This is a genomic window from Listeria sp. LM90SB2 (genome assembly GCF_028867355.1).
Taxonomy (GTDB): Bacteria; Bacillota; Bacilli; order Lactobacillales; family Listeriaceae; genus Listeria; species Listeria monocytogenes_B.
On sequence record NZ_CP046449.1, the window covers coordinates 1,598,490 to 1,614,589 of the forward strand.

Consider the following 16,100-nt stretch of genomic DNA (forward strand, 5'->3'; position numbering starts at 1 on the left):
TAAACTCCCCGTTTCTCTATTTATTTCGCGTCGTACCAAGTGTCACCAAATGCGCTATCTACTTTTAGCGGTACAGAAAGCTCTACTGCATTTTCCATAACATCTGGGACAATTTCTTCTAATTTAGCGATTTCAGCTTCAGGCGCCTCGAAGATTAATTCATCGTGTACTTGTAGTAATAATTTTGCTTCTAATTTTTCAGATACTAAACGCTCGCTCATCAGAATCATCGCTTTTTTGATAATATCAGCGGCACTACCTTGAATAGGCGTGTTCATCGCCGTTCTTTCTGCAAATCCGCGAACATTAAAATTACGACTGACAATCTCTGGAATATACCGACGACGATGTAAAATGGTCTCTACATAGCCTTTTTCTTTCGCAAAACGAACGATATCTTGCATATATTCTTTCACAGCTGGATAGCTCACAAAATAACGATCAATAAAGTCTTTTGCTTCTTTACGCGTAATACCAAGGTTTTGCGAAAGCCCATAATCACTAATTCCATATACAATACCAAAGTTTACCGCTTTAGCCTGACGACGCATTAATGAATCCACTTCGTCTTGCTCAACATGAAACACGTCCATCGCCGTTTTCGTATGAATATCATAATCGTGCTTAAATGCATAAATTAAATTTTCATCTTCCGAAATATGTGCTAAGACTCTCAGCTCTACTTGAGAATAATCGGCTGAAAACATTTTCCAACCTGGTTTACTCGGTACGAAAACTTGTCTAATTTTCCGTCCTTCTTCTAAACGAATAGGGATATTTTGCAAGTTCGGATCAACTGAACTTAAGCGTCCTGTTTGCGTTAATGTTTGGTTGAAACGTGTGTGTACTTTATGTGTTTCTTTATCTGTCACTTTAAGCAGCCCTTCGATATAAGTGGACTGAATTTTACCAAGTTGACGATATAACAAAATTTCATCAATAATCGCGTGTTTACCAGATAAACTTTCCAGTACATCGGCAGCCGTTGAATAACCTGTTTTTGTTTTCTTGACAGCTGGGAGACCAAGCTTTTCAAATAAAATCACACCTAGTTGTTTCGGTGAATTAATATTGAATTCTTCGCCGGCTAGAGAATGGATCGACTCTTCCAATGTTTTCAGTCTACCCGCTAGCTCCACTTTCATATTCTCTAGACGTTCTGTATCTACACTAACCCCTTGCATTTCCATTTCTGCTAATACAAAAGTTAGAGGTAGCTCAAGGTCTTCCATCAAAGCTAGTTGTTCATTTTCTTCTAAATCATCAACTAGTCTTTTCTCTAAGTCAGCAATAGCCACTGCTTTTCTAGCTAAGTGTGCCGCAACAATGCTTTCTTCAGGAGTGCTACGTTTAGCACCTTTTCCGTAGACTGCTTCATCTGTTTCTACTTCTGTGTAATCATGTCGTATTGCAACACTTGTAAAGTCATCAATCGAATCAGATGGATTTAGCAAGTAAGATGCTAACATGATATCAAAGGTGATACCAGAAATGGCCAAACCAATGCGGTTCATTGCAACCATTGTTTTCTTCGCATCGTACACTACTTTTGTTTGATCACTTTCTACCCATTTGCGGAATACCTCACTACTTTCGGCTGTTTCTTTTGTAAAGAAATACGTCCCTTGGCTAGAATGTACTGTTAATCCAATGAAATTAGCTGTATGGTAATTATCGTTTTCTAGCTCCACATAAAGCGCGGTTTTCCCACCAAAATGTTTTTCTTTTAATTCTGTTACGATTTCAAAAGACAACTCTTTTAGTTCTTTCGTTTCTTCTGGTGTATCTCCCTCGATATTTTTCAAAAGTGTTGTAAAATTCATTTCTTTTAATAAAGGGATAACTTTTTCTGTTTGATAGCCGTCGTATTTCGTGCTTTCGACCGTGCATTCAATCGGTGAATCCACATTGATTGTAGCTAACTCTTTACTTAAAATAGCTAATTCTTTATTTTCCAGTACTTTTTCTTTTAGTTTTTTACCGGAAATTTCCTCGGCATGCTCTAACACACTTTCCACCGTTCCACCAAATTCATGTAAGAGTTTTAAGGCAGTTTTTTCACCAACGCCTGGAATACCAGGAATATTATCGGAGGAATCACCCATTAAACCCTTCATATCAATGATTTGTTGAGGAGTCAGATTGTATTTTTCTTTTAGTGTTTCTGGTGTGTTGGTTTCCATATCGGCTATGCCTTTTTTAGTAATATAAACCGTTGTTTTTCCAGAAGCTAATTGCGTTAAGTCCCGGTCTCCGGTAATGATTGCTACTTCCATTCCATCTGCTTCTGCTTTTTTCGTCAATGTTCCGATAATATCATCTGCCTCGTAATTGGCAAGTTCATATTGCGGGATATCATACGCCGTTAAAAGTTCTCGGATGAATGGAAACTGTTCAGATAACTCACTTGGGGTTTTTTGACGTCCGCCTTTATAACCTTTAAATGTTGTATGCCTGAAAGTTGTTTTTCCAGCATCAAATGCAACGAGCACATGGCTAGGTTTTTCTTTTTCGAGTACATTCATCAACATCATTGCGAAACCATACACCGCATTTGTGTAAACACCTTTATCATTATTTAAAAGCGGTAAAGCATAAAAGGCGCGATTCGCAATACTATTTCCATCAATTAATACTAATTTATTCACAGGGATATCCTCCTCGATATTGTCATTCACTTGTGTCTATTTTACCATAGGAACATAAAAACAAACCACTTATCCGAATGGGATTAAATGGTTTGTTTTAAAAACGTATATTTATGGTTAAAAATAAAAATACAGACTAGTTTTAGAAGTTAAAATGGATTGTTTTAGAAATTTTTTATTAATTCATCTGCAAATTCCGAACATTTAACTTCTGTCGCACCATCCATTAATCGAGCAAAATCATAAGTTACGGTTTTCGCAGCGATTGTTTTTTCCATTGACTGATTAATTAATGCAGCCGCTTCACCCCAACCAATATGTTCAAGAAGAAGTGTCCCAGATAAAATAACTGATGAAGGATTCACTTTATCAAGACCTGCATATTTCGGTGCAGTACCATGCGTCGCTTCGAAAATTGCATGGCCAGTTAAGTAGTTAATGTTTGCTCCTGGAGCAATACCGATTCCGCCTACTTGAGCAGCAAGTGCATCAGAAATGTAATCTCCATTCAAGTTCATTGTAGCAACTACATCAAATTCAGCCGGGCGAGTTAAGATTTGTTGCAAGAAAATATCCGCAATCGAATCTTTGACTAAAATTTTCCCAGCAGCAAGCGCTTCTTTTTGTTTCGCGTCAGCAACTTCTGTTCCTTCAGCTTCTTTAATGCGATCATACTCATTCCAAGTAAATACTTTATCACCATATTCGCGTTCACATAAATCATAGCCCCAATTTTTGAAAGCTCCTTCTGTGAACTTCATGATATTCCCTTTGTGTACAAGCGTTAATGATTTACGACCTTCTTTAATTGCATATTCAATCGCCGAACGCACTAAACGCTCTGTTCCCTCTTTGGAAATTGGCTTAATACCAATACCAGAAGTTTCCGGGAAACGAATTTTGTCAACGCCAAACTCAGATTTTAAGAAGTCGATTAGTTTTTTTGATTCTTCGCTGCCTTCTTTAAATTCAATCCCTGCATATATATCTTCTGTATTCTCACGGAAAATGACCATATCTGTGTCTTCCGGACGTTTCACCGGTGAAGGAACGCCTTTGAAATAACGAACTGGACGTAAACAAACATATAAATCTAACTCTTGGCGCAGGGCAACGTTTAACGAACGAATGCCTCCACCGATTGGAGTAGTAAGCGGTCCTTTAATAGCAATCAAATATTCATCAATTGTATCTAAAGTCGCTTGTGGTAACCATTCTCCTGTTTGTTTAAATGCTTTTTCACCAGCTAGTACTTCTTTCCAAGCAATTTCTTTTTCGCCATTGTAAGCTTTTTTTACTGCGGCATCTAAAACGCGTTTTGCAGCTGCCCAGATGTCTGGACCAGTTCCGTCCCCTTCAATAAAAGGAATGACTGGATTGTTTGGTGTTTTGAGCACACCGTTTTCTACTTGAATTTTTTGACTCATAAAGTTTGTTCCTCCTCGATTAAATTCGTTCTTCTACAGGTAAATAACTTCTATTTTCAGGTCCAACGTAAATAGCACGCGGACGAATAAGACGATTATCACGATATTGCTCGAAAATGTGTGCTAACCAACCAGATACACGACTTACAGAAAACACAAGCGTAAACAAGTCGCGGTCAATACCAAGCGCATGATAAACGGAGGCTGAATAGAAATCGACATTCGGTTTTAAGTGTTTCAATTCCCAAACAGATTCTTCTACTTGCAGCGAAATATCAAACCATTTCTCTTCGCCTTTTTCAGCAGTTAACTTTCTGGACATTTCACGCAAATGTTGCGCACGAGGATCTCCGCCGCGATAAACACGGTGACCAAATCCCATAATCTTTTGCTTCGTATCAATTTTTTCTTGAATGTAATTACGCACATCACCAGCTTGGTCAATTTCTTCTAACATATCAAATACGCGTTCATTGGCACCACCATGAAGCGGGCCTTTCAGCGCACCGATTGCAGCTGTTACGCCGGAATAAACATCCGAAAGCGTTGCCACACAAACTCGCGCTGTAAAAGTAGAAGCATTAAATTCGTGATCAGCGTGCAGTACGAGCGCTTTATTCATTGCTTCTACTGATAATGCATCTGCTTCTTCTCCTGTAATCATATATAGGAAATTTGCTGCCATATTTAAATCTTCTCTCGGTGGAATTGGATCGAGTCCGCGACGAATTCTGGAAAAAGCGGCAACAATGGTTGGCATTTTTGCTTGAAGTCGCAAACCTTTACGGTAAACTGCTTCCCCGTCGTCTAATTCAGCTTCTGTATCAAATACACCGAGCATAGAAACTGTAGTTCTTAAAACACTCATCGGATGTAATTTTTGGTGATTTTGCATTCTTAAGCTCGTAATGATTGTTTCAGACACTGCCATATTTTCTTGGATTTCTCGTTTAAATTTTTTAAATTCATCTTTATTCGGCAAACGTAAATGCCATAATAAGTAAATCACTTCTTCAAAAGAAGCGTTATTTTCCATTAAATCGTCAATACCATAGCCAACATAAGTTAACATATCATCAATGATAGAGCTAATGGAAGTTTCAGCAACATATACATTTTCTAAGCCTTTAGATAACGTCATTTCATTTCCTCCTTTTATCCTTTTTTACGTATGTACTTATTTTATGAATGCAACTAACTGCATTGCCATGTACGCAATACCAGCTGCAATTACTGGTCCAGCAGCAATCCCTCTAAAAAGCACCACTGCTAAAATGGTCCCGAATACTAGTGAGACAGTCACTTGTGGATCAACGGCCATATAGCCTACACCTTTTTTCGCTAAGATAGAAACGGCAATTCCTGCACCAAGGCCAATCCAGCCAGCTGCCGATTTGAAAGAATCAATTAAATCTTTAAAACCGATTTGACCAGTTGCGATTGGAATTAAGATAGCAACCGTAATAATCGTTACACCCCAATTTATCCCTTTTGCTTGAATCATTTCCATTGCTTTGCCATCGACGTGAAATAACTTCAACAAAATAACGACAGCTACAGCAATGATAAGCGAATTATTTTTTGCTATAAGTCCGAGAAGTAAAAAAAGAAGTAAAAACAACATACTTTCCGTAAACATATTAAGTCACCTTTCAATATCACGCATCTAGGAAGCGAGATAACAATTATTATATCATAAACATACCTTATAGTAATACTAAAATGCCATAAGGAAAATGAATTGCCCTTTTTTCAATGAAACCTCTATAGAAAGTTTTTCCCATAGAGGTTTTAATTACATATCAAAATAATAATATTGCGTATGTTTCTTTTGATTTCCAAGCCATTTTGTTAATTTTGGTTTTAATAGTTTGCGGGAAAATGGAATAAAAATGAGTAGTCCAAGTATAGTTGTTATAACACCTGGAATAATTAATAAAAACCCGGCGATAAAAAAGCACAGACTATCCAACAAATACGGGGCTACAGTGCGGCCATCTCGTAAATTTCGGAAAAGGTTGCCACCAAGCCGTTTGAAAATAAAAACACCAAAGGCACTTGAAGCTGCCTGAATAAAAAGAAGTGGCCAAAAGCCAATTACTTGGAATAACCAAACGTACATAATCAATTCTATTAAGCCATATAAAGCCCAATAAAGAATAAATTTTCTCATAAAATCAACTCCAATACTTACTCTCTATTATAACCTATTTTGGCGTAATCGAAAAACAATACAGGCGTGCGCATAAAAAAAGCGTCCCGCATGCGGGACGCTTTTAGAAAGTTAACTATTAATGTGTTGCTGTTTTGCCGTTATATACAACACCTTGACGAGAATCAACAGTAATGATTTCACCGTCTTTTACAAGAGATGTTGCATCTTTAGCGCCAACGATGACAGGAATGCCTAGGTTGATTCCTACAACTGCTGCGTGGCTAGTCAAGCCGCCTTCTTCCACAACAACTGCTGCACTTTTCTCGAATGCAGGTAGCATTTCTTTATCCGTTGTTTTAACGATTAAGATTCCGCCTTCTTCTGCTTTTTCAAGTGCTTCTGCATTGGATTTAGCAACGATTGCTTTACCGATAACAGATTTGCTGCCAATACCTTGGCCTTTAACAACTTTTTCACCAATTAATTGGATTTTCATTACGTTTGTTGTTCCACTTTCAGTAACTGGAACACCAGCAGTGATGATAATTAAGTCGCCTTGTTTTGCAACGCCAGAAGCAAGAGATTCTTTCACTGCAAGGTCGAACATTTCATCTGTGTTGCTAACTGGAGTAGCTAGGCGAGGATAAACACCCCATGAAAGTGCTAAACCGCGGTATACATGCTCGTTGAATGTTACAGCAACGATATGAGATTTAGGACGGTATTTAGAGATCATACGCGCTGTGTGACCACTTTGAGTCGCAGCAACAATAGTTTGTACATTTAGGTTTTTCGCAGTATGGCCAACTGCTTGACCGATAGCTTCTGTCATATCCGTATTTTCGTGAAGTTTAAGTGCAAATTTATCTTGAGCAACTAGTACTTCTTCTGTACGAACAGCGATTTTCGCCATCATTTTAACTGCTTCTACTGGATAATCCCCAGCAGCTGTTTCACCGGACAACATAATTGCATCTGTTCCATCAAAAATCGCATTCGCTACGTCACTTGCTTCAGCGCGAGTTGGACGTGGGTTACGTTGCATGGAATCAAGCATTTGTGTTGCAGTAATAACAGGTTTACCAAGTTTATTACATTTTCTGATAAGTTCTTTTTGTACAATCGGAACTTCTTCAGCTGGAATTTCAACACCAAGGTCCCCACGAGCAACCATTAGGCCTTGAGATACTTGTAAGATTTCGTCGATATTATCAACGCCTTCTTGGTTTTCGATTTTAGGAATGATTTGTACGTGAGTTGCATTGTGCTCTTCTAGAATTTTAGTGATTTCAAGAACATCTGTAGCACGACGTACGAAAGATGCAGCGATAAAATCAATACCTTGTTCTAAACCAAAGCGGATATCAGCAGCATCTTTTTCTGTGATTCCTGGTAGGTTGATAGAAACGTTTGGTACGTTAACACCTTTTTTATTTTTAAGTACACCTGGGTTAAGTACTTTTGTTACTAGTTCGCGATTAGCTTCGTCTTTTTCGATTACTTCAAGACCGATTAAGCCGTCATCAAGTAAAATGGAAGAACCAATTTCTACATCATCGTAAAGTTCGCCGTAAGTCACGGAGAATTTTTCTTTTGTTCCTTCAACAGGAGTCATAGAAACACGTACAACATCACCTGTTTGGAATTCTAATTTTCCGCCGACCATGTCGTTTGTACGGATTTCTGGACCTTTTGTATCAAGTAAGATAGCCACTTGTTTACCAGTTTTTTTCGATGCTTCGCGGATATTTACAATACGCGCACCGTGCTCTTCAAAATCTCCGTGAGAGAAATTAAGACGTGCAACGTTCATTCCTGCTTCGATCAACTGAACTAATGTGTCAACTGACTCACTTGCAGGACCAATTGTACAAACAATTTTCGTTTTTTTCATGTTATTACTCCTCCTAGAACTTAGCTATTCATTCGTATTTATTATAAACATATCTTTCACATTTTACCAGTAACAACCTTGTAAAACAAGTAAGTTTGTGAATAAAATTGCAATCAACCTGCATGGTAACGATAACAAGAAAACGTTTTCCAGATTGTTACAGCATGCTTAATGAACGATTTGCATTTCTTTACCCTCAAAGTTTATTTTTAATACGTTACTAAAATTTTTCACAAAGAAAGGCTACCATGCTTTGTCATGGCAGCCAGCTCTTCAGCCGTTTTAAATCGACAAAATAGATGCTAGATCAAATAATTTTTGATCAAGTGTGTGTTTTTCTTTCAAAATTTCACTAATGTCATTTTCGACAATTCTATTTTCACGGATTCCAACAGCTAATCCTCCGCGGTTTTCTAACAATAATTCTACTGAACGTGCACCAAGACGGCTTGCAAGTACACGGTCAAATGCAGTTGGGCTACCACCACGTTGAACGTGTCCAAGAACAGTTACACGTGCATGATAATCGCCATATTCAGCTAATTGTTTAGCGAATTCATTACCGGACATTACGCCCTCAGCAACGACGATAATACTATGTTTTTTACCACGTTCGCGACCTTTGTTCAAACGATCCACGACATCATCCATATTAAAACTTTCTTCTGGAACGATGATAGCTTCAGCACCACCAGCAAGTCCAGACCAAAGAGCGATATCACCAGCGTCACGACCCATAACTTCAATAATGAAAGTACGTTCATGACTTGTAGCTGTATCACGGATTTTATCAAGTGCATCAAGAACAGTGTTTAACGCTGTATCAAAACCAATAGTAAAATCAGTTCCAGAAATATCATTATCAATAGTTCCTGGGATACCAATAGTTGGGAATCCACGTTTTGTAAGTGCTTCCGCTCCGTGATAAGAACCATCTCCACCAATAACCACAAGGCCATCGATTTGATGTTTTTTCAATTGTTCAATTCCTTTAAGTTGTCCTTCTTCTGTAGCGAATTCAGGATATCTTGCGGAATAAAGGAATGTACCTCCGCGGTGAAGTAAATCACCAACAGAACCTAATTCTAGTTTACGAATATCACCATTGACTAGCCCTAAAAAGCCATAGTTAATACCGTAAACTTCAAGTCCTTCATAGATTGCTTTCCGTACAACAGCACGAGTGGCTGCATTCATTCCTGGAGCGTCTCCTCCACTTGTTAAAATTGCAATTCGTTTCATTTTACTTACCACCTCAGACAATGATATTGTTTTTCATCACATGTGTTTATTCTACATGAAAAAAGGTCAAATGAAAAGCTTCAACAGAGCACTTTTTTAAACGAGAAGCTTTGCAAATCGCCATTTTAAATATCGGTCTATTCCGATTCGTACGAAAAACGGCTTTATAGCTTAAATAAACATAATTGGTCTATACTTGTGAATGGGTAAACTTTCTTTTTAGCGTTTGGCATATACCAAAGAAGCGGATCTCCTAAAATTAGGAAAGCCGCTTCTTTTATTGTTTATAAAGTATCGTATACACCGATTTTCTTGAATTTTTCATAACGCTGTTCTATTAATTGTTCTTCAGAAAATGCCATTAGTGCATGTAAAGACTTCGTGATAGTTTTGTTAATTTCTTCGGCTTGTGCATTTAAATCTCGGTGCGCACCGCCTTTTACTTCTGGAATAATTCCATCTGTAATGCCAAGTTCAAATAAATCGCCAGCTGTAATCCGCATAGACTCTGCTGCTTTCTTCGCTTGACTGGCATCTTTCCATAAAATAGCTGCTGCTCCTTCTGGTGAAATAACAGAGAAAACTGCATTTTCAAGCATGAAAATTTGATTTCCAACACCAAGAGCGAGTGCTCCACCACTTCCACCTTCACCGATTACAATAGAAATAATTGGTACTTTCATATCGCTCATTTCATAAAGATTTCTAGCAATGGCTTCACTTTGACCGCGTTCTTCCGCAGCTCGACCTGGATAAGCACCTTTCGTATCGATGAAGCAAATAATTGGTCGGCCAAATTTATCTGCTTGTTTCATCAAACGTAGCGCTTTACGGAAACCTTCAGGATGAGGCATACCAAAATTACGATGTAAATTATCTTTTGTATCTTTACCACGTTGGTGACCAATAACTGTCACTGGGATACCGTGGAAAGTTGCGATACCGCCAACAATTGCAGCATCGTCACCAAATGCGCGATCCCCGTGAAGTTCCATGAAGTCTTCGAATAAAAGTGAAATATAATCAAGTGTCGTAGGTCTTTCTGGATGGCGAGCTACTTGAAATTTATCCCAAGCAGTCATATTGCTATAAATGCTTGATTCTAACTTAGCTAAGCGTTTTTCTAGCTTTTCAATTTCATTGGTCAAATCCACATCAGAAGTTTCATTGTACTCTTTTAAGTCAGCAATCTTACTTTTTAATTCTAAAATCGGTTTCTCAAATTCCATCTCATTCGCCATCCGCTTCACCTCCTACTTCAGGTGTTTTCACGTGAATGCTTAAAATAAAACTTAATTTATTTTGCAGATCAAGGCGTGAAATACAGTCATCTAGTTGTCCATGCTTTAATAAAAACTCCGACGTTTGGAAGTCTTCTGGTAATTCTTCACGAACGGTTTGTTCTATTACCCGGCGTCCAGCAAAGCCAATAAGTGCGCCTGGTTCTGCAAAGTTATAGTCTCCAAGGGATGCAAAACTAGCAGAAACCCCACCAGTAGTTGGGTGCGTCATTACCGTAATAATCAGTCCCCCGTGATTGCTAAATCGTTTAAATGCAGCAGAGGTTTTCGCCATTTGCATAAGCGAAAGCATCCCCTCTTGCATACGCGCGCCACCTGAAGCAGTGAAAATAACAAACGGTTTATTTGTTTTATCGGCATCTTCCACGGCACGAAAGATTTTTTCACCGACAACAGAGCCCATACTTGCCATTCTAAAACGAGAATCCATCACTGCAATAACAAGCGGATTACCATCAATTGTAGCATGACCAGTAACAATGGCTTCATTTAAACCAGATTTTTGCTTATCTTTCTCAATACGATCCATATAATCTTCAAAACCAAGTGGATTTGCTGTCGTTAAACTAGCATCAATTTCTTCAAAAGAGCCTTCATCAACTAGCATATCGATTCGTGCTTTTGCCCCAATTGGATGATGAAAACCACAATAATTACATACCATAAGATTTTTTTGCAATTCTTTGGTATACATTATTTTTTTACATTCCGGACATTTTGTCATAATACCTTCTGGAACATCTGCTTTCGTTCCATCAGAAGGAATTGTGGCATATTTTCTCTTTTTTGGTTTTGTAAACAAGTCTCCTAGCAAGGATAACCCTCCCCATTTACGCTTTCTATTGTGGTTATTAACGATTTTTAATGTTGTAAAAATAAAAAATGAATAAAGACATGAAACATAAATCAACCGCATTTTCCCACAAGAAGACAAAATGCCAGTCTATCCGAATTACAACTGGACAGACTGCGCAATATTGTTTTCCACGTTAAACTATAACATACTTTCTATAAATATAGAAAGTCTAAGATTACTTAATGACTACATTCTCTTTACCGAGTAGCTCTTCTAACGCTTCTTGCAGCTCATTTGATGGCGTTACTTGAATATTTTTCAGCTCAGCAGTTTGTTTCGTTATTGCTTGATGCACAATGACCTTACTGTCGCCTTTATAACGCGTTAAAACTGGCTTAATTTGTTCCATTTGCTGTGGTTCCGTTAATTTTAGGAACAATCGTACGGGGGCTTTTATTTCTTTTAAATCTTCTGCTTTATTGATAATTAACTGTAGCTCTCCGTTCCTTGTGTCTGCTTTGACTTGCAAAAAGAGAATCTCCCCTTTTTGTGCAAAGCTCGCGAATTTACGATAACTTTCCGGGAACATGACGGCGCTCAGTTCTTTTGAATCATCACTAATTGTTAAAAAGCACATCGTTTCGCCCTTTTTTGTTCTAATTGATTTGACTTCATGTACATAAGCAGCTACTTGATAGTTTTTGCCGGAAGAAAGATTTGCAAGTCTTGTAATAGCAAGATTTTGTAATTTATTTTGGTAGTACGATACTGGATGCGCTGAAACGTATTGACCCGTGTATAATTTTTCTTTCTCCAGCTTTTCATCAATCGAAATGGGCGCGGTTTTCCGGTAGCGTGGTTTCATCTTTTTCAAAAAGTCATCATCTTCCGCGAAAAGATTCATTCCTTTCGAATCTTCACCGAGTAGCGAAATATATTGTAGCACTGCATCAATGGTTGCCAAAATCGTTGCTCGATCCTCGCCAAATTCGTCAAAACACCCAGAAAATACAAGTGCTTCTAAAACGGTTTCTGAGAGCATTTTATGTGGCATTCTTTCACAAAAATCAAAGAAATCTCGGAAAGGTGCTTTTTTTCGTTCGTTAATAATTTCTAAAATGAATTTCGTTGGCACTTTACGAATAACACGGAAACTATAGCGGATAGATGATTCATTCTCCACTTGGAAGTAGTAATTACTATGGTTGATGCTTGGCGCTAACATGCTAATTCCGTAGTTTTTTGCTTCGGTAATGTACTGGGAAATTTTGTCGTCATTGCCAAAAACAGAGCTAAGAAGCGACGACATAAATGCAGCTGGAAAATGTGCTTTTAAATAAGCTAATTGAAAAGCGATTTTTGAATATGCTGCTGCGTGACTTCGGTTGAAACCGTAATTCGCGAATTGAACAATCATATCATACACTTGGTTAGCGCTAGCATCTGAATAACCTCTACTCTTAGCACCTTCCACAAAGTGAATTCGCTCTTCGTTTAGGACATCTGCTTTTTTCTTGCTGACCGCTCGTCTTAATAAATCTGCTTCTCCAAGCGAAAATCCAGCCATTTGGTTCGCTACTTGAATAATTTGCTCTTGATAAACGATAACGCCGTATGTCACTTCCAAAATAGGCGCTAAATCTGGATGAGGATATTGAATTTTTTCTTTTCCGTGTTTTCTAGCGATAAATGTATCAATTTGTTCCATTGGACCCGGACGATAAAGCGCATCTACCGCCACGACATCTTCAAAAGAAGTTGGTTTTAATTTTCGGAGCACGCGTCGAATCCCGTCCGATTCAAATTGGAATACCCCTGTCGTGTCACCTGTTTGGAATAGTTTCAATGTTTTTTTATCTTCTAAGGAAATATCTGCTAATGTTAACGGAGTTTCTCTAGTATAATTGACTGATTTCAAAACACGATCAAGTAAACTAAGATTTCTAAGTCCTAAAAAGTCCATTTTAAGTAAGCCGATTTTCTCTAATTCTCCCATAGCAAACTGGGTCAAACGTGCATCTCCGCTACCTAATTGTAGCGCGACTTGTTCTACGAGTGGCTTGTCACTAATAACTATTCCCGCTGCGTGCGTTGAAATATGACGTGGCAAGCCTTCCAGTTGACAAGCAACTTCCCAAATCATTTCATTTTCTTTAGAGCTTTTAATATGGTTTTCTAAACGCGGACTTTCTTGTAGTGCTTTTTGTAACGTAATACCTAACTGACTTGGAATCAACTTAGACCATTCAGATAATAGTACAGAATTTAGCCCAAAACTCCTCGCAGTATCGCGAATCGCCGCTTTTGCCGCTAGTGTTCCAAACGTGCCGATTTGCGCCACATGCGCTTCTCCGTATTTAGATACCACATACGAAATCACTTCATCCCGGCGATTATCTGGAAAATCCAAATCAATATCGGGCATCGTGATACGTTCTGGGTTTAAAAATCGTTCAAATAGCAAATTGTAACGAATTGGGTCTACATCCGTAATTCTGAGTGCATAGGAAACAAGCGACCCCGCCGCAGAGCCCCGACCTGGACCTGTTAAAATTCCCGCCTCGCGTGAATAACGAATAACATCCCAAACGATTAGAAAGTAATCTGCAAAACCCATTTCCGTAATGACTTTTAATTCATATTCTAAACGCTCCTGATATTCCACACCTAATAAATTTCGTTCTTTTAATCCTGCAAAGGCTGTTTGACGCAAAACATCTGATGCATTTTGTCCTTCATTTAATGGAAATCTAGGTAATAAATGCTGATCCAAAGCAATTTCGACATGACAACGATCTGCAAGTTCACCAGTTTCTAAGCATGCCCGTTTTTCGAACTCCGTTTGCCAATCACGTTCCATGTCTTCTTGTGAGGTAAAATAATTTGGTCCAGCAAGTGGTAACGTTGTCCAATCGACCGTTCGATTATCACGAATGGCCGTTAAAACTTCTTTTGCTTGCGCATCTTTTGGTTCTATATATTGTACATTTTTCGTCGCAACAACCGGTACATTTTCTTCTGCAGAAAAAGTTTCTATTTTTGTGAAAAGACGTGGATTTTCTTTTTGGGCAGATAAATAAACAGATTCTTTACCAAAAATTTCGACTAAATTTGCATAAACTTCCAGTGCTCCCTCGCGATTCTCCTCCATCAGAAGACGTTCGATTTCTCCTTTGGCACCAGGTGAAATCGCAATCAAGTTACTGCTATAAGCGCGTAACCAGCTTTGTGGCAATTCGGGGCCTTCTTCGCGCGTTTGAATAGCACTCGCGATTTTTAATAACTCGTGATATCCAGCGGTTGATTCCGCAATTAATATCAACTCATATGAATTAATTGGATTTAAGTAACCTTGAATTGTCACCGTCATCCCGATAATTGGTTTTATATCCGCCGCTAAACACTTTTGATAAAACTCGACTACTCCGTAAAGTACATTTTTATCCGTAATTGCTAAGGCTGGATAATGGTATTCTTTTGCTTTAGCGATTAGCTTATCAATCGATGCTGTACTTGAAAGCAAATCATAAGCGCTCGCAACTTGTAAATGAACAAACCCCACTATCCTCTCTCCTTTCAAAACTCTCTTTTTCCATTATATCGGTTAAGCTAAAAAAAAGAAAGTGTGTTCGTGTTTTTATATAAAAATAAAGCCAGATAATTAATCCGACTTTATTTCCTAATTATTTATCGGCACAAATGCGTTGCAATTTTGCCGTCATTTCCTTTATTTCTTCTTCATTATGAAGTGTCGCACCAGAAGCAAGCGGATGTCCGCCGCCGCCATACTCTTTGGCTAATTCATTAATAACTGGACCTTTAGAACGTAAACGAGCTCTAAAAACAGGACCTTCTTGAATGAACATAATCCATGCCTTGATACCTTTCACATTTTCGATACACGAAACAAGTGCGGAAGCGTCGCGCGGATCAACTTCAAACTCGTTTAAAAGCGTATCACTTAAATAAACGGTTGCAGCGCCATTTTCATCCATGACAAAGTTTTGCAAAATATATCCAGAAAGTTTTACCGTATTTTTCGGTAATTCATATAATTCTCGGTAAAGCGCCGGACGATCAAATGGAAATGTCACTAAATGCGCAGATAAACGTAACGTCTCTTCCGTTGTGCTTGGATACAAGAAGCGCCCAGTATCACCAACAATTCCCGCATAAAGGAGTCTTGCAGCAGTTTCATTCAAAATTAACTCATCCGAAAACATTTCCCAAAAAGCGACAATCATTTCACTACAAGAAGAAGCCGTCGTGTCCACCCAAAGTAAATCACCATACGCATCATCATTTGGATGGTGGTCAATTTTTATAAGTGCTTTACCAAGGTTAAAACGCCCGTCTGAAATCCGTTCTTGGTTCGCGGTGTCACACACAATCACAAGCGCATCTTTATAAATTTCATCCGTTATTTCGTCCACTATACCAAGAAATTGGAGCGACTTTTCATCATTTCCAACTGAATAGACTTTTTTCTCAGGAAAGCTAGCCCGGATAATTTCCGCAAGCCCCATTTGCGATCCGTATGCATCTGGGTCAGGCCGTACATGTCTATGCAAAATAATCGTTTCATATTGTTTTATTTGTTGTAAAATCTCACTTTTCATTGTTTCGCCTCTATTTCT

The 16,100-nt window shown here is 38.4% G+C and carries 11 protein-coding genes; all 11 read right to left on the reverse strand.

Annotated features, from left to right (window positions below):
* Window positions 1–20: 20 nt before the first annotated feature.
* The 11 genes from polA to GL301_RS07990 all read right to left on the reverse strand — a co-directional run bounded on the left by polA (window position 21) and on the right by GL301_RS07990 (window position 16,082).
* The gene (polA, locus tag GL301_RS07940) at window positions 21–2,648 is read right to left on the reverse strand and encodes a DNA polymerase I (RefSeq protein WP_031290858.1); all 2,628 of its coding nucleotides are present in this window, start codon (window positions 2,646–2,648) and stop codon (window positions 21–23) included.
* A gap of 164 nt (window positions 2,649–2,812) precedes the next feature.
* Entirely contained in the window at window positions 2,813–4,075 is a 1,263-nt protein-coding gene (icd, locus tag GL301_RS07945; RefSeq protein ID WP_003725692.1) for an NADP-dependent isocitrate dehydrogenase, read from the reverse strand.
* A gap of 19 nt (window positions 4,076–4,094) precedes the next feature.
* Window positions 4,095–5,216 carry a citrate synthase gene (gene citZ / locus GL301_RS07950; protein ID WP_003725693.1) on the reverse strand — a complete coding sequence of 374 codons (1,122 nt, stop codon included), beginning with the start codon at window positions 5,214–5,216 and terminating at the stop codon, window positions 4,095–4,097.
* 36 nt (window positions 5,217–5,252) lie between these two features.
* Window positions 5,253–5,714 carry a DUF441 domain-containing protein gene (locus tag GL301_RS07955; RefSeq protein ID WP_003725694.1) on the reverse strand — a complete coding sequence of 154 codons (462 nt, stop codon included), beginning with the start codon at window positions 5,712–5,714 and terminating at the stop codon, window positions 5,253–5,255.
* 156 nt (window positions 5,715–5,870) lie between these two features.
* Window positions 5,871–6,248, reverse strand: a complete 378-nt coding sequence (locus GL301_RS07960) for an FxsA family protein (RefSeq protein WP_003725695.1) — start codon at window positions 6,246–6,248, stop codon at window positions 5,871–5,873.
* A gap of 118 nt (window positions 6,249–6,366) precedes the next feature.
* The gene (gene pyk, locus GL301_RS07965) at window positions 6,367–8,124 is read right to left on the reverse strand and encodes a pyruvate kinase (RefSeq protein ID WP_003727384.1); all 1,758 of its coding nucleotides are present in this window, start codon (window positions 8,122–8,124) and stop codon (window positions 6,367–6,369) included.
* Window positions 8,125–8,406: 282 nt separating this feature from the next.
* Window positions 8,407–9,366 (reverse strand): 6-phosphofructokinase, encoded by a 960-nt coding sequence (pfkA, locus tag GL301_RS07970; protein ID WP_003723299.1) that lies wholly within the window; start codon window positions 9,364–9,366, stop codon window positions 8,407–8,409.
* A gap of 284 nt (window positions 9,367–9,650) precedes the next feature.
* Window positions 9,651–10,607 (reverse strand): acetyl-CoA carboxylase carboxyltransferase subunit alpha, encoded by a 957-nt coding sequence (locus GL301_RS07975; RefSeq protein ID WP_003726608.1) that lies wholly within the window; start codon window positions 10,605–10,607, stop codon window positions 9,651–9,653.
* The gene (accD, locus tag GL301_RS07980; RefSeq protein WP_003727383.1) at window positions 10,597–11,481 is read right to left on the reverse strand and encodes an acetyl-CoA carboxylase, carboxyltransferase subunit beta; all 885 of its coding nucleotides are present in this window, start codon (window positions 11,479–11,481) and stop codon (window positions 10,597–10,599) included. The genes GL301_RS07975 and accD overlap by 11 nt, the downstream gene beginning before the upstream one ends.
* 217 nt (window positions 11,482–11,698) lie before the next feature.
* Window positions 11,699–15,025, reverse strand: coding sequence for a DNA polymerase III subunit alpha (gene dnaE / locus GL301_RS07985; RefSeq protein WP_003726610.1), 3,327 nt, complete (start codon window positions 15,023–15,025; stop codon window positions 11,699–11,701).
* 121 nt (window positions 15,026–15,146) lie between these two features.
* The gene (locus GL301_RS07990; RefSeq protein WP_010958912.1) at window positions 15,147–16,082 is read right to left on the reverse strand and encodes a DHH family phosphoesterase; all 936 of its coding nucleotides are present in this window, start codon (window positions 16,080–16,082) and stop codon (window positions 15,147–15,149) included.
* Between the last annotated feature and the right edge of the window lie 18 nt (window positions 16,083–16,100).